19 protein-coding genes and 1 riboswitch are annotated in these 18,837 nt (G+C 42.3%); of the genes, 3 read left to right on the top strand and 16 right to left on the bottom strand.

Features of this window, described 5'->3' with window-relative positions; all coding sequences use genetic code 11:
• Position 1: 1 nt before the first annotated feature.
• From thiS to tenI, 3 genes are read right to left on the bottom strand one after another with little or no spacing between them, the layout of a single operon-like run.
• A complete protein-coding gene (thiS, locus tag IEV52_RS01405) occupies positions 2–205 on the bottom strand; it encodes a sulfur carrier protein ThiS (RefSeq protein ID WP_188400753.1) in 204 nt (67 codons plus the stop codon).
• Positions 144–1,268: a glycine oxidase ThiO gene (gene thiO / locus IEV52_RS01400; RefSeq protein ID WP_188400752.1), complete on the bottom strand. Its 1,125-nt coding sequence runs from the start codon at positions 1,266–1,268 to the stop codon at positions 144–146. The genes thiS and thiO overlap by 62 nt, the downstream gene beginning before the upstream one ends.
• Positions 1,265–1,873 (bottom strand): thiazole tautomerase TenI, encoded by a 609-nt coding sequence (gene tenI / locus IEV52_RS01395; RefSeq protein WP_188400751.1) that lies wholly within the window; start codon positions 1,871–1,873, stop codon positions 1,265–1,267. Before tenI ends, thiO begins: the two co-directional genes overlap by 4 nt.
• Positions 1,874–1,942: 69 nt before the next feature.
• Positions 1,943–2,048: riboswitch (TPP riboswitch) on the bottom strand.
• A gap of 321 nt (positions 2,049–2,369) precedes the next feature.
• Between tenI and IEV52_RS01390 the strand changes: the two genes are divergently transcribed.
• On the top strand, positions 2,370–2,639 hold the full coding sequence (locus tag IEV52_RS01390; RefSeq protein ID WP_188400750.1) for a hypothetical protein: 270 nt from the start codon (positions 2,370–2,372) through the stop codon (positions 2,637–2,639).
• A gap of 128 nt (positions 2,640–2,767) precedes the next feature.
• Here the strand turns inward: IEV52_RS01390 and IEV52_RS01385 are convergent, their stop codons facing one another.
• The 4 genes from IEV52_RS01385 to IEV52_RS01370 all read right to left on the bottom strand — a co-directional run bounded on the left by IEV52_RS01385 (position 2,768) and on the right by IEV52_RS01370 (position 8,987).
• Positions 2,768–7,114: an alpha-amylase family glycosyl hydrolase gene (locus IEV52_RS01385; RefSeq protein ID WP_229754147.1), complete on the bottom strand. Its 4,347-nt coding sequence runs from the start codon at positions 7,112–7,114 to the stop codon at positions 2,768–2,770.
• A gap of 396 nt (positions 7,115–7,510) precedes the next feature.
• Positions 7,511–7,720 (bottom strand): hypothetical protein, encoded by a 210-nt coding sequence (locus IEV52_RS01380; RefSeq protein WP_188400749.1) that lies wholly within the window; start codon positions 7,718–7,720, stop codon positions 7,511–7,513.
• Between the two features lie 173 nt (positions 7,721–7,893).
• A complete protein-coding gene (locus tag IEV52_RS01375) occupies positions 7,894–8,370 on the bottom strand; it encodes a GNAT family N-acetyltransferase (RefSeq protein ID WP_188400748.1) in 477 nt (158 codons plus the stop codon).
• 26 nt (positions 8,371–8,396) lie between these two features.
• Entirely contained in the window at positions 8,397–8,987 is a 591-nt protein-coding gene (locus tag IEV52_RS01370; RefSeq protein WP_308464557.1) for an SGNH/GDSL hydrolase family protein, read from the bottom strand.
• Between the two features lie 124 nt (positions 8,988–9,111).
• Between IEV52_RS01370 and IEV52_RS01365 the strand changes: the two genes are divergently transcribed.
• Both IEV52_RS01365 and IEV52_RS01360 read left to right on the top strand, forming a co-directional pair.
• Positions 9,112–10,143, top strand: coding sequence for a class I SAM-dependent methyltransferase (locus IEV52_RS01365; RefSeq protein ID WP_188400746.1), 1,032 nt, complete (start codon positions 9,112–9,114; stop codon positions 10,141–10,143).
• Between the two features lie 73 nt (positions 10,144–10,216).
• Positions 10,217–10,738: a GNAT family N-acetyltransferase gene (locus tag IEV52_RS01360; protein ID WP_188400745.1), complete on the top strand. Its 522-nt coding sequence runs from the start codon at positions 10,217–10,219 to the stop codon at positions 10,736–10,738.
• A gap of 159 nt (positions 10,739–10,897) precedes the next feature.
• On the opposite strand, the gene IEV52_RS01355 is transcribed toward IEV52_RS01360, so the two are convergent.
• The 9 genes from IEV52_RS01355 to spoIID form a co-directional block, all read right to left on the bottom strand.
• Complete coding sequence (locus IEV52_RS01355; RefSeq protein ID WP_188400744.1) at positions 10,898–11,575, bottom strand: HAD family hydrolase; 678 nt, start codon at positions 11,573–11,575, stop codon at positions 10,898–10,900.
• Between the two features lie 137 nt (positions 11,576–11,712).
• Positions 11,713–12,138 carry a 3-hydroxyacyl-ACP dehydratase FabZ gene (gene fabZ, locus IEV52_RS01350; protein ID WP_188400743.1) on the bottom strand — a complete coding sequence of 142 codons (426 nt, stop codon included), beginning with the start codon at positions 12,136–12,138 and terminating at the stop codon, positions 11,713–11,715.
• Positions 12,139–12,271: 133 nt separating this feature from the next.
• A complete protein-coding gene (locus IEV52_RS01345) occupies positions 12,272–12,562 on the bottom strand; it encodes a DNA-directed RNA polymerase subunit beta (RefSeq protein WP_229754146.1) in 291 nt (96 codons plus the stop codon).
• A gap of 15 nt (positions 12,563–12,577) precedes the next feature.
• On the bottom strand, positions 12,578–13,405 hold the full coding sequence (locus IEV52_RS01340) for a flagellar hook-basal body protein (RefSeq protein WP_188400742.1): 828 nt from the start codon (positions 13,403–13,405) through the stop codon (positions 12,578–12,580).
• 11 nt (positions 13,406–13,416) lie between these two features.
• Positions 13,417–14,574 carry a flagellar hook-basal body protein gene (locus IEV52_RS01335; protein WP_308464556.1) on the bottom strand — a complete coding sequence of 386 codons (1,158 nt, stop codon included), beginning with the start codon at positions 14,572–14,574 and terminating at the stop codon, positions 13,417–13,419.
• Between the two features lie 37 nt (positions 14,575–14,611).
• Positions 14,612–15,607, bottom strand: coding sequence for a rod shape-determining protein (gene mreB / locus IEV52_RS01330; RefSeq protein WP_188400741.1), 996 nt, complete (start codon positions 15,605–15,607; stop codon positions 14,612–14,614).
• 196 nt (positions 15,608–15,803) lie between these two features.
• Positions 15,804–16,070 (bottom strand): sporulation transcriptional regulator SpoIIID, encoded by a 267-nt coding sequence (gene spoIIID / locus IEV52_RS01325; RefSeq protein ID WP_007203593.1) that lies wholly within the window; start codon positions 16,068–16,070, stop codon positions 15,804–15,806.
• Between the two features lie 514 nt (positions 16,071–16,584).
• Complete coding sequence (gene spoIIQ, locus IEV52_RS01320) at positions 16,585–17,544, bottom strand: stage II sporulation protein SpoIIQ (protein ID WP_188400740.1); 960 nt, start codon at positions 17,542–17,544, stop codon at positions 16,585–16,587.
• Positions 17,545–17,715: 171 nt separating this feature from the next.
• Positions 17,716–18,756, bottom strand: a complete 1,041-nt coding sequence (gene spoIID, locus IEV52_RS01315) for a stage II sporulation protein D (protein ID WP_229754145.1) — start codon at positions 18,754–18,756, stop codon at positions 17,716–17,718.
• Positions 18,757–18,837 lie beyond the last annotated feature (81 nt).

The raw sequence follows: 18,837 nt of genomic DNA, 5'->3' as shown, positions 1-18,837 counted from the left end.
ATCATCCTCCACCGACAAAACGCACAAGTTCGATTCTGTCGTTTTCCTTTATTTGAGTCACACTTTGTTTTTCATTTGAGATAATATCTTGATTCACTTCAGCTATCACGATTTGGTCGTCCAGTTTCAAGTGTTCCAGCAGTTCAGTTATCGACCGCAGCGAATCCGGTACCTGTACCTCTTCTCCGTTGATCATAAGCTTCATTAATACGCACCTCGCTTTCAATTTGGTCAGCTATCATCTTTCCTGTTAAAGGAGATAGTAGGATACCATTGCGGTAATGTCCAGCAGCCAGAAACATCCCCTCCACTACTGGGTGAGGACCGATATAGGGCCTCCCGGATTTTGTTTGAGGACGGATACCTGTCCATGCTCTCTCAAAAATAGCTTCTTGAAGGCTGGGTACAATCTTCTTCGCTCTCTCCATCAGCTCAAACATACCAGTGAACGTCACCTTTTCATCGAACGTATCCGGTATACTTGTCGCACCGATCACAATCCGATTGTGTCGTTTCGGTACAAGATAACATCCTTTATATTTAACGGTCCCGGTCAGAAGGGGCTTATCCGTTATAAAAGAAACACATTCTCCTTTTACCGGTACCATCTGAAGTGCTGGAACCAGTTCTGAACTCCATACTCCGCCAGCTAAAATAACATGCTCAGCTAGAATCGTTTCTGATTTCGTCTGAACGCCTGTAATTCGGTTTCCGTTTTGGACAAGCCTTGTGACTTCAGTATGCTCTTTTACTTCTGCATCAAAAGTCTTGGCCGCTTCCAAATATGCTTTTGTAAGTTTGATAGGCGAAACTTGACCGTCATTTGGAAAATAAAGTGCTCCACGTGCAGAAGTTGATAAAGCTGGTTCTCTTTCTTGCAGTTCTGCAGAAGATAGCCAACTAATTTTTTCCCCATAAAAGAAGTCCTTTTCTCCCCTTCTTTGAAGTTGAAAGGTCTCCTCCTCCGTAAAGGCCAGTTCGTAGATTCCTTTTTCGATCAGTTCAATATCAATGCCGCTTACCTCGTACAGCTCTTGAGATAGGGACCGAAACATCTCACGGCTGGTTTTGGCAAGCGGATAGAGAGGATGGCCGACTTCAAACTCCATCTGTGCTCCAAGCATGCCAGCTGCTGCAGAGGACGCTTTTTCTCCCACTCTCTCTTTTTCTAGCAGAAGAACTTTCTTTTTTCTTCTGGAAAGCTGGTAGGCGATGGAACAGCCGATGACCCCGCCTCCGATAATCACCGCATCATATGTTGAGCTCATTGGCACACCTCCAAATGTTGTTGATATTCTTTAACAGCTTCTAGCGGTGAATCTGATTCTAAGATGCCAGACATCACGGCGATACCAGCTGCACCTGCTTGAATAACATCTCGCACGTTTTTTGGCTGGATGCCACCTATAGCGATGACGGGAAGAGAGATGCTTCTCGTTATTTTTTTTAATCCTGTCAGTCCCTGCGGTATTTTTCCTTCCTTGGATGTTGTAGGAAAAACATGGCCATACAACAGATAGTGAGCACCGGTTTTCTCAGCATAGTGTGCCTCTTCCATCGAATGTACCGAACAGCCGATGGTGAGTTTGGGAAATGAACGTTTAACGTGCTTCACGTCTAATCCATGATAAGGAAGTTGAACACCTCTTGTACCGAAACATTCCGCGACATCCACTCGATCATTGACGACTAGTTTGGATTGCGGCACGCCGATCTCCAGAAGATTAGTGATCAGAGCCGAAAGCTCCCTTGCTGTTTTTTCTTTTTCACGGATATGAAAAGCTGTGATGTACGGGTAGATGCTATAAAGAATATCAATAAGCTCCTCTTCTGATTGCTTACCTGTAGAAATCACATGGAGTTCTTTTTTCACAACAAAAAACCACCTCCTTTGTTTAGAAAAGAGGTGGTTTTACAAGATTCAGCAGTCGTTTAGCAGATTCCGTTCAACACACCACTTCCCTACGCTGGTTCTAACCAAATCAGGTTCCAAGGGTCTTAAAGTACACTTTAATCTCAGCCTTACAAAGGCACCCCTAGTGGTAAATGACTATTCTGTTTGTTCTATAAATCTATTTTATCGCTAAAGGGCTTTCATAACAACCGGTGTTTCATCTTTATTGAAGCGACGTGATCCTCATGTTTTACGGTACGTGTTCTTTTGCTTATTACGCGTTCGCGCAGTCTATCTAGTTTTCCACGCACTTTAGCTTCTTTTCCACGCAAATCGAACGACTTCCACGCAAGTAATGACTTTTTCCGCGCACCTATATCGAGTTATACTCTCAGGATAAATTCTAAAAAACATGTCTGATTTTCACGTTTGTAGGGAATACCATTCACATAACTACTGTAATAGGAGTGTTTCGATGCGCTACTTTATGAACGTGAATAAAAGTGTGGAAGAGGAGTATGGAAAACTGTTTAGCTTCGATCCTAAGAAGAATGAAGAAAATGAAGACGAGCTTGAAGTGATGAACAACTTAGATGAACAGGACAAAGGAAAGCCTTATATCTTTCCTAAAAGCTTCTTGCTGGAGGTTTCTGCTGAGGATTATGAGCAGTATGCTGAGGCGAAAAGGAGTAAGGGAGATATGATGGGTGTGACGGAGAGGATTTTAGAAAAATATAAGAAGTAAGGGATAAAATCTTGTTTTTCCTGATATATTTTTATTTTTCCTGATAAAATCATATTTTTCCTGATAAAATCACATTTTTCCTGATGTATCAAAAAAAGATGCTCCCTCAGGAAGCATCCCTTCTTCTATCAGTTTTTATTAATCGTCATCACAATATCTTTCGTGTTCTTTCCAATTGCGCCGCCGTCGTTTTTAAAGATCGTGGATTTGTTCTCTTCAGACGGTTCGATATGGATGTTCAGCTTGTTCTCTCCTGCAGCCAGATTCACTGTATGCGAGAACGTCATGTCATCATTGATCGCTACAGGCTGACCGTTGATCGTCATCACACCCTCTTTAATAGCCGTTCCTTTTAGCGTAATGCTGTCAGATGATACAGTCTGACCATCTGTGTGTGAAGTGATAACCACTGGCATGTCGATCCAACGCACGATCTTATCTTGAACGGTCATCTTATTTCCGCCTTGATTTGTTACAACAAAGCTTAAGTCCGTTCCTGTTGCGCCATATCCATAGTAGCTCACGTCATCATCATTAGGATTGCCTGGTGTGTGGTCAGCAAGACCTTCTTGATCCCACGAGCTGTTCTTCACGTATTTGTACGTGATGACTTCGCCTTCTTGGGCTTCAAACGTGTACTCGTAATCATTTGTTACGGCACCACCGCGTGTCATTTTCCATGCTCCTGTGTTCCATCCGTTCTTCGTGCCTGGAACTGTAAGATCCACCCCTTGTGGCGTATACTCTGGTGCGTTTACTTTTAGGGTTACTTTTACCATAACAAGGTCAGGAGTTACACTAACAGCGTTCGACTTCACGCTGTTACCTGCTTTGTCGTATATGTGCACTTCATAGGAATACGCTTTTCCATTGGTCACGTTCATGTCTTTGTACGTCGTTGCGTTTGTATCCAACAGTTGGTCGATCACTTCCCCGTCACGAACGATCGTGAACAGGTATGGCTCGTTCGCTGCTTCAACAGACCACTTTAGGTTCACTTGTCCTGATTCTTGGGCTGGCTCTTCTAGTGTAACAGAATCAGCTGGTGCGGTTGTGTCGTCACCTTTTGTAAACGTTACCGATTTCGTTTCACTTGTTACCCATGTTCTGCCTAGGTCTGTAGAGAACGCATAGCGGTATTCATACGTACCTTCATTAAACGGCAAGAATGAGGAGCTGAATGTGTTGAACTCTCCATTTTGTGCTGTATACGTTGCTCTGTGAGATGTCCAGCTGTTTTTGCCTGGCTCCTTTACTTGAAGTTCTGCTTGCAGACCTTCTGCAACATCACTTTCTGTTTCACCTTGAATAAAGATATCAGCTGAAACATTTTGTGACTTTGAAAGGTAAATTACACCGTTTTCTAATTCTGTTACACCTGCGATTTCATAGTTTCCATCTTTTAATGCAACGTGCGGAATTGCTGCTTTTGATTCTGTTTTCACAGATTCGTTGTTATCTTTATCAAGCGCTACTACCGCGTAATAGTATTTGCGTCCGTTATCTAAATCGTCAATCTTAATAGCGTTTCCTTTTGTTTCGGCTACCTTTTCATAAAAAGCACCTGAGATCGTCGTTTGATAGACTGCATAACTTCTCGCGTCACCTTCCCATGAGAGGGATACAGAGTGGCTTCCTTCAGCAGCCTTTACGTTCGTTACCGCTTCTGGACGCTTTAAGTTTTGTCCTTTTTCAGAAACGAGCATTCGTCCCGCCATCGCCGGAATAGTTATTGATAGTTTTCCATCTTTTACAGTTGTCTTGTAAGTTTTGTTCAGTTGATCTGTCAGCTTCACGTTGTTCACGATCAGCTTCTTCACATCAAGTTCAACGGTTTTCTCTTCATTGCCTCGGTTGGTGATAACAAGAGCTGCGTTCTTTTTATCTGTACGCGTATACGCGAGCACATCTTTCTCGGCATATAAGTGATTTAATTCGCCATAGCTGAACAGATCATGATAGTCAGCACGTACTTTTCCGATTGCTTGATAATGCTTCACAAGGTCCTTATCTTCTGAACCCCACGGATACGTTCTTCGGTCATCCGGATCCTTAGAGCCTGTTACGCCCGCTTCATCTCCGTAATAAACGGTCGGTGCGCCAGCATAACCCATCTGTAAGATCGCCGCAAGCTTCAAACGTTTTACACCTAATTCGTGGTCATACTTTGGATCGAGTTCAGCGCGCTCATACGAGTCTGTTCCGTTTCCAAGGATAAATGCCGCACGAGGCGTATCATGTGATCCCATCAAGTTCATCAGCGCGTAGAACGCTTCTTGCGGGTAATCTTCAAACACAGCATTCAGCTGGTTTTCAGCACCTTCTGCATTACCGTTCTTCAAGTAGTCGATCATCGCACCACGGAAACGGTAGTTCATAACAGAGTCGTAAAGGTCGCCAAGGAAGTATTCAGAAGCATCATCCCAGATCTCTCCTAAGATCAGCGGGTCCTCTTTCTTTCCTTCTTTTAACTCCTCACGGAACTCTCTCCAAAACTCTGTATCTACTTCATTCGCTACATCCAGACGCCAGCCTGATGCACCGCGGTCGAGCCACGATTTCGCAGCAGAATCTTCATCATACATGATGTAATCTGCGAACGGCTTGTTATTTAGTTCTGAATCATAGTCGACTGCTTCACCCGGGATTGATTTGATCTCAGGAAGTGAGTCAAAGCCCCACCATGCTTGGTATTTATAAATGCCGTTCACTTTTTCGTTCTCGATATTAAACCAATTGTGGAAGCCGTATGAACTGAAATTCTGGCCTTCCGCTGTCAGCTTCTCTTCTGTTTGTTTCTTCGCTTCTTCTTCTGATAAGCCTTTTTCGCTCATAAGATCATAGATGCTTGCCCAATATTCGTAAGCACCGACCGTGTCATATTTTCCATAACGGTCAAAATAGATCGAGTCGTCTCCAACGTGGTTGAACACACCATCGAGGATCAGGTGCATCTTGCGTTTTTTGAGTTCTTTTGTAAAAGCCTTAAATTCTTCTGGTGTTCCAAACATCGGATCGATCGCTTTGTAGTCTGTTGCATCATACTTGTGGTTGGATGCAGCATGTGCGATCGGGTTCAGATAAAGCGTATTTACACCAAGGGATTGGATGTAGTCAAGTTTCTTTTGAATACCGGCAATATCGCCGCCAAAGAAATCGTTCGACCAGATCTTGTCTCCGTCATATCCCTCTGTCTCAGCTTGACGAGGGTTGTCTGGAAGCTCGCTCCAGTCCTGGTGCTCGACCGGTTCTGTACCGCGAGCAGTTGTTTTTGCTGTATCGTTCTTCTTGTTGCCGTTATAAAAACGATCAGGGAAAATTTGATAGACAACAGATTCTTTCATCCAGTCAGGTGTTTTGTAAGATGGATCGTAGACCGTCATCTGGAAAAGACCAGCGTTTGTATCAGCTGCTGTTCCTTTTCCGCCTTCACCCGTATCTTCACCGTACTCTTTTACCGCATCTCCATCACGTGCCGTAAATTTATAGCCATATACTCCTTTTTCTTCTGGTGTTACCGTTGCTTCCCAAAGCTCGATCTCTTCACCGTTAACGGTTGTCCAGCCTGTATTCTCCATGTCTTTCACGGTCGTGCTGCCGGTGTTGTAGTTACGAAGATAAAGCTTAGCGCCAGTCAGGTCACCCTTTTTCGTTTGAAGGCGCAGAGTCACATCTTGTCCCGCTTTAATTGCTCCAAATGGTGCACGAAATGCTTCGTTCCACGTGTCATGGAACAGTTTGCCCGTGTTCACGCTGCCATCTGGCAATCCTGGATCATAGTTCGTGTATACTTCTTTTGTGTCGTGGTTGTAAAAAATGGTGATTTCAGCGTCTTTTAAAACGTTTAGTGTAAAGTTATCGCCTGGGTATGCAGGTGCATTCCAGTCGTTTCCGAGCACGATCTTAAACTGGTGCTTTCCTTTTGGCACTTGTGCAGTATACGTGTAGATGCTGTCACCGTCTTCATCTTGTAACAGGGCAGTTGACTCACCGGGCGCCCACTCTCCCCCTGCTCCAAGCTCAGGCTGAATATCACCTACGATCCGCGGTGTTTGTTCTGCAGGTAGTGGTTCTGGAATTGTTACTTTGTGTGTAGTATCGTCATATACAAACGTCACTTCTTTTTCACCGTCCACAGTAATCTTATAATTCGGCCCGCCTGCTTCGCCATTCACTCCATAGTTCTCGTCCCATGAGCCATTAATCGCAATCTTATACTCATAATTACCAGCAGGAAGCTTACCTGTCAGCTTGTACTTACCGTTTGCCTGCAGTTCCATTTTTGTAGCTTCGTCTGCAGGGTTCCAGTCGCCAGAGCCCCCCAGTTCAGATTGCAGATCTCCAACAAGTGTAACGGTGCGCTCTTGCGCTTTTGTTGAAGCTGGTTGTATGAAGAGTGCCGTTGCAAACGTTTGCAAAATCATGGTGATTAATAATAGCCATGAAACAGCATAGCGTGATTTCGTTTTCCTCACTTCGTTTCCCCCTTTTAATTTGTTGTGCAAGTTTGCGAAAGCGTTTGCACAAATGGTTTTATGTTAACGCTTTCATTTCCTTTATTATGTCATGTTTTCTTTTGTTGGAAAATGTGCCATTCGTCTGATAAAACTGCAAATAAATAGGTATATATTCTTATATTTCAGATAACTTTTTTTGTTTGTAATGTATGTCGCGTGGAAATAGAACAAAGTTGCATGAATGTGGTAGTAAATTGCGCGAAACTCCCTTGCATTTGCATGAAAACCTACTTAAACTGCGCACAAACATCTATAACGTGCACGAACGCGTTATCAATACAGAAACACATTCCGAATAACAGCCTAAAAAAACCGGGTCCTCTCTGGTAGGTAGAGGCCCGGTCCTATTTTATTTTATTTAGCTGACTCTTCTGTAGATTCCTCATCTGTAGAAGTTTCTTCAGTAGAACCTTCTTCTTCAGTTGATGATTCTTCGTCTTGAGTCTCCGTTTCTTCTGTGTTTGTTTCTTCTTCCGTGTTCGTTTCTTCCGCGTTGTTACATGCAGTGATTAACATAATTGCCAAAAGAGATGCTCCGATTTTCGCCGCAAACGTTTTGCTCATTTTAAAATTGCTCCCTTCGGATATTCATTATGATTTTTTGCATGAGTATGGGATTTCTTTGTCCCTGTTCAGAATATATCATGAAAAAACCTTGAAAAGACGCAATTTACCGAGTCATAACCAATACTTTACAAACCATAAATCCTCTTTATATTAGCTTAATAATTTAAGGTTTACAGATCGTAATGAAGCACATACTGAGGTCCGACCGGTCCATGTTTGATCTGACCTCGATCTACAAATCCTGCTTTTTCGTAAAGCTGTTTGGCTGGAGTGTTCTTAAAGTTAACGGCTAAGATGAGCTCGTTGATTCTTCGATAGTTTGAGGAGACGAATGTTGGCAGCTGCATCATCGCTTCCTTAGCATACCCTTTCCCCTGCTCGGAATGATTGATAGAAAGGGCACGGATGACCATAGCATTTGGATTAGGAGTAAAATCTTTAATATGTTCACCCGTATGTAAGACAAAAAAGCCGACTGTTTGATCTGATGCTGTAATTACGACCGGCTTACGGCCTGGGTCCTCTTCGCATTTTTTTAATGCATCGTTCGGCATGGCAGTAAACTTTTCCTGATCTTCCGGCAGATAAAAACCATACAGAGTCTCTCTATGTTTCTCTTCAAAAAAGGTGAGTGTAATGCTCGTCATATCCGTAACCTCGGTTCCTTATAAATTTAGATGAATGCCTTGGCTTCTTGCAGCCAGCTTTTGGCCATAAGTTCGTTTCCTTTTCTTCTCATATGTACGCCGTCTGTTGTTAATGCAATTTCTGGATGTTTTTGTAGATGGCTAATAAAAACGGTATGCGTCGGTACAAGTACAGCCTCAAATTCTTTTGCTAACTTTCTCACCACCTCAACATATGGAACGAGCAGCTGATTGCCACTAGACTGCAGGTCTTCATCGATTATAGTCGGCTCCATAAGGACCACTTTTACAGAGGATTTCAGCTGTGATAAAAGGTCGCGGTAGACCTCTTCAAATTGTTGAACGTCAACCTGATCAAGGGCTGGGCTGTCGAGCTGTCTCCAAACGTCATTGATTCCGATAGAGATGGATAAAAGATCAGGCTCTAAGTCGATGACGTCCCGTTTCCATCTAAAAGCAAGGTCCGTTACCCGATGGCCATTAACTCCTTTATTAATAATCCTTACGTTGTCCGGGATCTCTTCTTTTATCATCCGGACATACCCGTTACCTAGTCTTTCGGGATCTGAGTTTTTTCCAGAGGCTGTGATGCTGTCACCGATAAAGATAACTTTCAAACTAATTCCCCTCTCCATTTGCTTTTTTATATTTTATCATGCTGGGGAAAAATTTAGGTTTTAGAGGATTTTAAGACCGTTTCTTTGAATACTTATAAAAAATCCTTTTCTAAGGAGGACCACCATGCTCCAAACTGCTGTTCATCGGCCGGTAGCGTTAGGCAAAACGGAAATGAAACCCTCTTATCGCATGGATCTGCGTCAGTATACACAAAAAGAGTACGACAAGTTTGTAAAAGTAAATACAGTGAACGACTGGTCTCAAGTCACTTGGAAAGACATAGGAAAGCCGTATGAAGTGACTTCTTTTTCGAAGGAGAAAACGGAATGGGAGGAGAAGCATGGTGAAATCCTGCCGGTACATACGTCTTGGACGATGTTTAACCAGTCTTTTCACCAATGGTTTTCAAAAGATGTACCCGCTGATATTTCTGAGAAGAAAGATGCTTTTTTTCATAGTTTAAAAAGCTTTAACCCTTCTGAAGTGAAAACAGCTCTAGGAGATTATTTACGTATTCATTTATGGAATTACGTACACCGGATTCAGGATGGCATCTGGGATCCTCGGGGGAAAAGGGCATTGTTTGAAGGGCTTGATGTAAAGAAGCCGCGTATTCTTTTTTTAGGTGCAGCAGAAGGCTATGAAGCGATGCAGCTTTCTGCAATGTATCCTGGCGGTGAAGTGGTGATGGTCGATTACGATCCGTTCTGTCGTGATGCAAGGTTTGCGGAGTTTCCTGCGGCCTATCCGTTTCTTGGGAAGAATCCACGGACTGGCGGAGATAAGGTTTATTATAAAGATGCTTTTACTATTTCATATGTGGTGGATGATATTAGAAACCTTCCTTACGGTGCAGAGTTTGATATTGTGCTGAGCGTTGGTTTGCTTGAGCACTTTCCGGATTCTATGAAAGCAGAAGTGGTAGAGTGGCATCGTAAATTTCTAAAACCGAGTGGCTATATTGTGATGACGACACCGCGTGCTCAGCTGCGTTCCAAGTTGTATTACGAAATCATGGCTGATGTGATGAACCATACGTATCGAGAGCTCATGACATTAGAGCAGATGGGGCTTTATTTGCATGAAAACGGGCTGGATATCTTAAAGCATGGTTATATAAAAGTGCATAATGGTATTGTAGCGAAGGCGAAGTGAGATCGATTAGAAAATCCTTAGTGATTTATAGATGATTATCCTATAATTGTAAAAAGAGAAAAGGGGATATAACATGCAAAGGATCTATACCGAGAGATTAGTATTAAGAGAATGGAAGGAGACTGACTTTAAAGATTTATATGAATATGCAAAAAGTGATCTGGTTGGACCAAATGCCGGTTGGAAACCACATCAGGATGAAAATGAAAGCAAAGACACATATGCAATAGAACTATGTTCTGAAAATAAGGTTATCGGCGGAATAGGACTTCATGACAGAAAACCAGATGAAACCATATCACACTTAAGACAAAAAGAAATTGGCTATGTTTTAAATCCAAAATATTGGGGAAACGGATTTGTTCCTGAAGCGGTAAATGGCGTGCTTAAATTTGGTTTTGAAGAATTAAACTTAGATTTAATTTGGTGCGGACATTATGATTTTAATCATAATTCTAAAAGGGTTAATGAAAAATGTGGATTCAAATACAGATTTGATAAAAAAGTGGTATTGGAGCGGTTAGACGGTAAAGAAGTCACCAGTCTTTATTATAATATTTATAAAACAGATTTTCAGGCTGCTTCAAATATGTAAAAGTTTGAAAATAAACTGAAACGCTCGGTAATCGCACCGAGCGTTTTCTTATTGCTTTGATGGGTCTATAATGCCTTTTATGCAAACACTTTTGTATCAGCTCTTCCTGCTACAAGAGAATGTTCTAATCCTAGGCATTTACGGGTTATTTTGTCCAAGTTAGATGAGGGTTGGGCTATTTTTGCTAAGTAAAAGTTTCTTTAGTTCTAGGACAGTTTCGGCTAGATACGTCGGTTTAATTTCATTCATTTCTCCTTCTGATCCATATCCGTAAAGAACGCCCACTGAATCCATTCCTGTGTTATGCGCCCCGATGATATCGTGTTTTCTATCGCCTATCATAATAAAATCTTCACATGGGTGCTGGCTAAAGTGATCTAGTATGTACTGAATGATCTCAGTTTTCGCTGATCTCGTTCCATCGAGATTACTTCCAACAATCAGGTCAAAATGGTGATGGATAGCAAAATAGTTTAAGATTTCTTCCGCAAACACGGTAGGTTTTGAAGTTGCAACGACCAGAGTGTGTCCATTGTCTTTAAGTTCTCGTAATAGAGCTGGAATATGATCGTAGAGTGTGTTCTCGTACATTCCCACTTCACTGAATCTTTCACGATAAAAAGTAATGGCTGTTTGAGTTTGTGCCTCATTAAAGGAGTAATAATCTGAAAAAGATTGTTGAAGAGGCGGTCCAATAAAATGGTCCAAGTTATCCAGATTTTCTTCTGTTATTCCCATTTTAGATAAAGCAAATTGTACCGATCTCGTAATACCTATTTTAGGATTGGACAGTGTTCCGTCTAAGTCAAAAAGAATAAATTTGTAGTTCAGTTCCATTTTCAATCTCCTCCACTCCCTCATTTCTTACGCACTAAATCTAAAATAACATAAACAAAAGCTTGAAATGGAGCAGATCACTTAGTGAAATGCTCCATTTCAAGCTTTTATGATAATTGTATGGGGACAGTCCCCTATTACTTGCCTAGAGCAAAGGTGATTTCAACTTCGCAGGCTACCTCGCCATCAACCGTTGCAATCCCTTTTCCTTTACCGATAGATCCACGTACACGTGTCATCTCGACTTCAAGGCGAAGCTGGTCGCCTGGTACGACTTGTTTTTTGAAGCGGCAGTTATCGATCCCTGCAAAGAATGCAAGACGTCCTCGGTTTTCTTCTTTTTTCAGCATTGCTACTGCTCCAACTTGAGCAAGTGCTTCCACGATTAATACGCCCGGCATTACCGGATATTCAGGGAAGTGGCCGTTAAAGAACTCTTCGTTTGCTGTTACGTTCTTTATTCCGACAGCACGCTGACCTTCTTCTACTTCTAGAATACGGTCAATCAACAAAAACGGATAGCGGTGCGGAATAATTTCTTTAATTTCTTCAATCGTTAACATATGCGAACATCACCTTTCCCATCATTAGGATTATTTCTATTTTTATTATACTTGGTATTGTTACCTGGTACTAATTTTATTTTAAAGAAAAACAATGACCTCAAGAACCTGCCATTGCTTTATCATTATATATTTACTTTTCCTTTTCTACAAGGTCGATAATATGCGTCCACGTTTCCTTTTCAAAAACGTTCATCGGTTTACCATCACCGAGGACACCATAACCAATCATTGTACCAACAGCAAAGCACACGATGATCCCGCATACGAGCAGCAGAAGTCGAAGCCAGATCGGAAAGCTTCTTTTCGTTCCTCGGTGGATCAGCTTTTTCTTCTCTACTTTAGAAGATTCCTCTCGCCCTTTGTAACGCTGTGTTTTTTGTTTTTCGTTTTTATTCAACTCTTGCATCTCATTCGTCGTCATACAAACCTACCTCATTTAGCGAAGCCCGTTTACCAACCCCATCATTTGGTCAGCAATTGTAAGAGAACGCGCATTAAATTGATAAGAACGTTGCGTTTGAATCAGTTCCGTCATCTCATTGGAGATGTTCACATTTGAGGATTCGAGCGCACCTTGCTGAACGAAGCTGCCTGTTCCTGCGTTAACTTCCTCTAATACTTGATTTAACGGAATACCTTCTGGCGCTTGTAAATTTCCCCCGATTGACAGCATCAGCTGCGGTCGAACGATATTTACGAGCGCAAGCTGTCCTGATTCAACAACTTCTCCATTATTTAACGTTACCGAAACTTGACCGTTTTGTCCAATGGTAATTTTGCTATGGTCAGATGGAATGGTGACCGGACCGTTCTTACCCATCACTCTGTTTCCTTCTGATGTCACGAGTTCCATCACATTTGGGTTACCTTCAGACGGCGACAAATAAAAAGCACCATTGCGTGTATATTGTACATTTTCTCCACCGTTATTACCTACAGATTGAATCTGAAAATAATGGCCAGGCTGTGTAAGTGCTACATCAAGCAAGCGGCCAGTCTGCTGCAGCGTCCCCGCTTCAATACTGATCGCAGTGGAAGAAATACGTGCACCGCTTCCGAGCCTGATGCCATTTGGTGTTAACCGGCCATCTTCAGTGGGTTCGAGTGCAGCACTTTCAATCTGCTGAAAAAGGAGATCAGAAAACTGGGCTTCCCTACGCTTGTAGCCGTTCGTCGTGCTGTTCGCCATATTATTCGAGATGGTATCAAGCTTGTGCTGAAGCTGCCCCATCGTTACTGCTGCTGAAATCATAGACTGGTTCATATCGGGTCCCCCTAGCCGATCCGGCCAATTTCATTTGCTGCTTTTTCCATCGTACGGTCGTATGCTTGAAGTACTTTTTGATTCGCTTCAAACGCACGGTATGCCGTCAGCATCTCCGTCATCGTCTGTTCGGTATTCACGTTTGAGCGCTCAACAAAACCTTGCTGCAGATTGTAACTAATATTTGGGTTTCCAATCGCACTATTCGCTTGCCCTCCACCTTCTAACCGAAAAAGTCCAGAGCCTTCTTTTACAAGATTGTTAGGGTTATCGATGTAAGCAACATCAATCTGGCCTGCTACTGTTCCATTATCGATAACGGAACCGTCTTTATTAACGGTAAAATTATCGCTTGTTACGGTGATTGGGCTACCGTCTGTTCCAAGAACGTAGAAGCCTTCCGGTGTTACTAAATTACCCTCTGCATCAACAGAAAAATGTCCGTTTCGGGTAAAACGCTCTTCGCCATTCACGTTTAATCGGAAAAAGAGTCCGCCGGGAGCTCCTGTTTGCGGGTCAACTGGCACTTGTCCTTGCAATAACGCTACATCTGTTTTGATACCCGTCTCTCGGAGATCACCTTGCAAGAAGTTCGGAGTAGTTTCTTGAACATAAACCCCTGTTGAAAGAATTCCTATCGGGTGGTTGTTCGGAACTTTATTGCCATTCATTTCGGTCTCCCCCATATGCTGCAGAAGCATCGTCGGAAACGTGCGCAGACTCGCGTTGTCTGCTTTATATCCAGGTGTATTGGCATTGGCCATATTATTCGTTAAAATTTCTTGTTTGCGTTGCTGTGCAAGCATACCGGCTGCAGCATTATAAAAGCCTCTTAACACGGAGTATTCCTCCAGTACATATAATCTGGACACAAAATGTCTCATCCGTACTATCGACAGTTTTTTACATTTCTTAATATAATTCCAGAAAAATTGCTGGATTCCTTTATAAAATGAGGAATTTGTACCAGATTTCTTCTTGTTTAGGTTACAAATCCGTTGGCCGTAAGCGTTTAAAAGGGAAGCATCACTGTAGAACCTATCAATCACATAAAAATCAGGACTCATCACATAAAAAAGACTGTTTATCACATAAAAAATCACTAGCATCACATAAAAACAGACCAACATCACATCATTGTTGATAGCAGTTACTGAATCGCTGCCCAAAACAAAAAATGCCACCCATCCGGGCGGCATTTTCTCATTAAAAGATTTTTCTTTTAGCGATCTTATCCATATGCTCAAGCATCAAGCCTGTTCCTTGAGCAACAGCTCGCATCGGTTCTTCAGCGATCAATACAGGAACTTTTAATTCCTCCGCAAACAGCTGGTCGATCCCGTGAAGAAGGGCTCCTCCACCTGTCAGCATGATCCCGCGGTCGATGATATCAGCAGACAATTCAGGAGGTGTCTTCTCCAACACGCTTTTCGCAGCCTGAACGATTACCATAACTGGCTCCATCAATGCTTTTTGAATCTCTTTAGAGCCAACCGTAATCGTACGAGGAAGTCCTGATACCATGTCACGGCCGCGGATCTCTAATTCTTCGTTACGCTCGTAGACTGTCGCAACGTTCAATTTAATGTTTTCAGCGGTACGTTCCCCGATCAACAGCTTATACTCTTTCTTTATATATTGAAGGATCTCTGAATCAAACTTGTCCCCTGCCATTTTAATAGAAGAGGAGGTGACGATATCACCCATGCTCAAGACTGCAATGTCGGTTGTTCCACCACCGATGTCAACAACCATATTGCCGCTTGGCTGGAAGATATCCATCCCCGCCCCAATTGCAGCCACTTTCGGCTCTTCTTCGAGAAAAATTTGCTTCGCACCGCACTTTTGCGCCGCTTCTTTAATGGCCTTTTGTTCAACGGACGTAATGTTCGTTGGGGTACAGATCAAAATTCTGGGCTTTGCAAAAATGCCTTTCACTTTTATTTTATTTATAAAGTGTTTAAGCATTTGTTCTGTTACTTCAAAGTCAGCGATAACGCCATCTTTAAGCGGACGGATCGCCACAATGTTTCCAGGTGTACGGCCTACCATACGGCGGGCTTCTTCTCCTACAGCGAGTGCTTTTCCGGTATTCGTGTCGATGGCAACAACTGATGGCTCATCGAGCACAATTCCTTTTCCTTTTACATAAATCAGTACATTAGCGGTACCAAGGTCAATTCCAACGTCCCTTGAAAACATGTTATATCCTCCCTGTTAACATCCATACGATACAATGACATTTTAAGTAAAAAATCGAAGTTCTATCCAATTTATCATTATATCACAAGTTTGTCGAACAAGGCTAAATATTGTCAAAAAATAATTATTGGACGTTAAATCGATGCGGTACATCATGTCTTTTAAGTGTCAGGTTCCATCCCTATTAATCGCAGACTTATTGAACAACTTCCTCTGTGCCCTTTTTATACTTTACGCGCGTCGCTTCTCCACCTCTCAAGTGGCGGATGGACTTATGGTATTCGAGGATTTCTTTTACGTTATTTGCAAGATCCGGATTAATTTCAGGCAGCCGCTCGGTGAGGTCTTTATGCACCGTGCTTTTGGAAACCCCGAATTCTTTTGCGATCATGCGGACTGTTTTTCTTGTCTCCACGATATACCGTCCTATCTTGATGGTTCGCTCTTTGATGTAATCGTGCACACCACTCGCCTCCCTAAAATGGATGTGAGAGATGCGATAGAGACTTCTATGAACAAGCTACGTGACAAGTTTTGTTGTCATCTTCGGCTTATAAGTATTGCTTCCATTCCCCTTTTTCCACCGCAGCCATAGTACGATTTCTCACCGCTCACCCTCAATTGAATTATTGTAGGTTTTGTAACATCTTATTAACCAAGTTTTCGTTATATGCCTAAATCTCAACTGGGACAAGGGGAAATGTCCATATTTGTGAAAAACCCTGCATAAACGCATGGAAAATTAAACCACTGAACGTTCTATTTATTGATTTTACGGTACGTGTTTTTATATTTATTACGTGTTCGCGCACTTTTCATTTGTTTTCACGCAGTTAAACATCTTTTCCGCACAGCTGCTAACTATTTCCGCGCACTCGGGGACCATTTCCACGCACGAAGCATCGATTTTCACGCAGTTAGCATCGACCATACGAAAAAAAACTGCCTCAAGTATTGAGACAGCTTCCTGTATAAAATTATTCGTTAGCACCAGAATCATCTGTTGATGTTTCATCAGATTCTGCTGGAGCATTTGTGTCTTCTGCAGATTCAGTGGATGATTCTTGTTCACCATTCTGGTCTCTTCCATCTTTGGTGTCTTTCGTACCTTTTGTATCCTTGCCGCCTTTATCGTCAGACTTTGGAGCTGCCGGCTGTTCTTCTTTACCAGGTTTTTGCTCTTCTGCTGCCTTCTTTTCTTCAGCTGCTTTTTTCTCTTCCGCTTTCTTCATCTCTTTACGAGAATCTTCAACGGATGATGCAAGCTGTGCGACTGATTGATCCCAAGCCATAACTGGGTCTACTGCTTCACCGTCTTTACGGACTTCAAAGTGTGCGTGAATTTTCGCATCCTTATCGTATGCATTTTCACCAGCTTGTCCAAGAACGGCGCCCTGTTTCACTTGGTCACCTTGCTTTACAGATACTGAGGCTAATGAAGAATAGTGTGTTACAACACCTTTGTCATGCTCAACTTCTACTACAAATCCAAGTGCAGGGTCTTTTGCAACTTTTACAACGTTTCCGCTTAATGCTGCTGTTACATCAAATGATTTGTTATCATTCGTTGCTAGATCGATTCCACGATTTTGGTAGTAGATATTGTTATAGAATACAAGTGCTGCTTCTTGCTCTTGAGCTGTTGCATCAGAACTAAAGTAATCTTTTACAACTTCAATGGCTTCAGGGTCAGCGACTGGCATTTGGAATACTTCTTTTGACAGTGATACTGGTACTGCTGCTCCATCGTCTTCTAACGCGCTATCTGGAGTATTATTATTCTCCGTGTTTTTCGCATCGTTTTGATACCATAGAACAGATGTTAAAATGACTGCTGCAAAACTAAGATAAACTGCAGGATATACCCAACGTTTTTTCATAGCACTCTTACCTTTCATCGGTACTGTTTTTTTGGATTGTTTTTCTTCTTCTTTCATTTTTTATCACCTCAGCAACAAGTTTGAACAGAATTCTGAAAATATATACTTTAGTGCAAAATTTTTTAAGAAGTTTTTTTCGACAATGCTAAAAACCGCACCATGCCTTATGGCATAATGCGGTTGAACTAAATTGCAGGGGGTCTGTCCCGGGACAGACCCCCTACAATATTATTTAGGCTGATATGCCAGCCCTTTATCAGCGATCGGCTTGTAATCTGTGATTTCAATTCCTTTGTAATAATGGTTTACGATCTCCTTATAGGACTTGCCTTCTTTCGCCATTCCGTTCGCTCCGTACTGGCTTAGCCCTACTCCATGTCCGTAGCCTTTTGTTGTGATTGTGATCTGTTTTCCCTTCTTCTCCATCTGAAAATCTGTTGAACGCAGCTCCAACTTTTCGCGTATCTCTTTTCCGGTAAACTCTTTTTTCCCGATCTTGAACGTACCGATCCGTTTCCCGCTCGTCGTTTCAACGACTTTACCAACCTTGCCGTCCTTCGTAATAGATACACCTAACTTTTGTTCTACTGTACTGACCGGCAACTGAACGGTTTCCATGTATTTTGGAGATTCTTTTTTATCCCATGGACTTTCCACACTTCTTAAATAAGGATACTTGTTTTTCCAATAGTCTTCAGAGTTTACAGTAAACCCATTGCTCGTGGAGAAGAAGCTCGCTTGAATAGGATCACCTTCGTATGTTAAGATCTGACCCTTGGTTTCAGAAACTGCCTTCACGACCTTTTCTATCTTTTTATTAAAATCGTCTCCCCAAAGGGTTTCAAGCTCTTCGTTCCCTTTATACACTTGATGCATAACGGTGTCTGACACAACAGCACCTTCTGGTAAACTATCATCTTTCCCGCGGTTCAATAGAGCTTTTACAATGAACGTTCTCGCAGTTAATGCCTGAGCCTTCAAGGCTTCAAGTTCAAAGTCTGCGGGCATTTCAGAGGCGACCACACCAGCCACATACTCTTCTAAAGGGATGTTTTCGACCGTATCCATGGACTTTCGGAAAACAGGAACGACGATATCGGAGTGAGGGATTTCCAAAGCTAGCATTCTCTCAGATGGCCGTGCTGCTTTCTCTTCTTTCCAATCAGGAGGTGCTGACGAAAATGGTAGTACGAGTATCGTGGGAAGCAGGACGATGATAGCGACAAAAATAGCTAGAATCCAGATCAGCGGCTTAATATTTACATTCACGTTCCAATGCCCTCCTATTTTGTTTTCTACTATACAACTTATACAAAAAAACGAGGATTTAGAACTCGAAAACTAGCATTT

It is taken from the genome of Fictibacillus barbaricus (assembly GCF_014635025.1).
In the GTDB taxonomy this organism is placed as follows: Bacteria; Bacillota; Bacilli; order Bacillales; family Fictibacillaceae; genus Fictibacillus; species Fictibacillus barbaricus.
Note: the sequence above shows the minus strand (reverse complement) of the source record. Positions and strands in the feature narration are given on the sequence as shown.

Bases quoted from the DNA above. Each gene is read 5' to 3' on its own strand.
- IEV52_RS01390 (WP_188400750.1), top strand. From the start codon at position 2,370: ATGCGCTACTTTATGAACGTGAATAAAAGTGTGGAAGAGGAGTATGGA.
- fabZ (WP_188400743.1), bottom strand. From the start codon at position 12,138: ATGTTAACGATTGAAGAAATTAAAGAAATTATTCCGCACCGCTATCCG.
- IEV52_RS01365 (WP_188400746.1), top strand. From the start codon at position 9,112: ATGCTCCAAACTGCTGTTCATCGGCCGGTAGCGTTAGGCAAAACGGAA.
- IEV52_RS01360 (WP_188400745.1), top strand. From the start codon at position 10,217: ATGCAAAGGATCTATACCGAGAGATTAGTATTAAGAGAATGGAAGGAG.
- IEV52_RS01380 (WP_188400749.1), bottom strand. From the start codon at position 7,720: ATGAGCAAAACGTTTGCGGCGAAAATCGGAGCATCTCTTTTGGCAATT.
- thiO (WP_188400752.1), bottom strand. From the start codon at position 1,268: ATGAGCTCAACATATGATGCGGTGATTATCGGAGGCGGGGTCATCGGC.
- IEV52_RS01375 (WP_188400748.1), bottom strand. From the start codon at position 8,370: ATGACGAGCATTACACTCACCTTTTTTGAAGAGAAACATAGAGAGACT.
- IEV52_RS01345 (WP_229754146.1), bottom strand. From the start codon at position 12,562: ATGACGACGAATGAGATGCAAGAGTTGAATAAAAACGAAAAACAAAAA.
- mreB (WP_188400741.1), bottom strand. From the start codon at position 15,607: ATGTTTTCAAGGGACGTTGGAATTGACCTTGGTACCGCTAATGTACTG.
- spoIIQ (WP_188400740.1), bottom strand. From the start codon at position 17,544: ATGAAAGAAGAAGAAAAACAATCCAAAAAAACAGTACCGATGAAAGGT.
- IEV52_RS01355 (WP_188400744.1), bottom strand. From the start codon at position 11,575: ATGGAACTGAACTACAAATTTATTCTTTTTGACTTAGACGGAACACTG.
- thiS (WP_188400753.1), bottom strand. From the start codon at position 205: ATGAAGCTTATGATCAACGGAGAAGAGGTACAGGTACCGGATTCGCTG.
- IEV52_RS01340 (WP_188400742.1), bottom strand. From the start codon at position 13,405: ATGAACCAGTCTATGATTTCAGCAGCAGTAACGATGGGGCAGCTTCAG.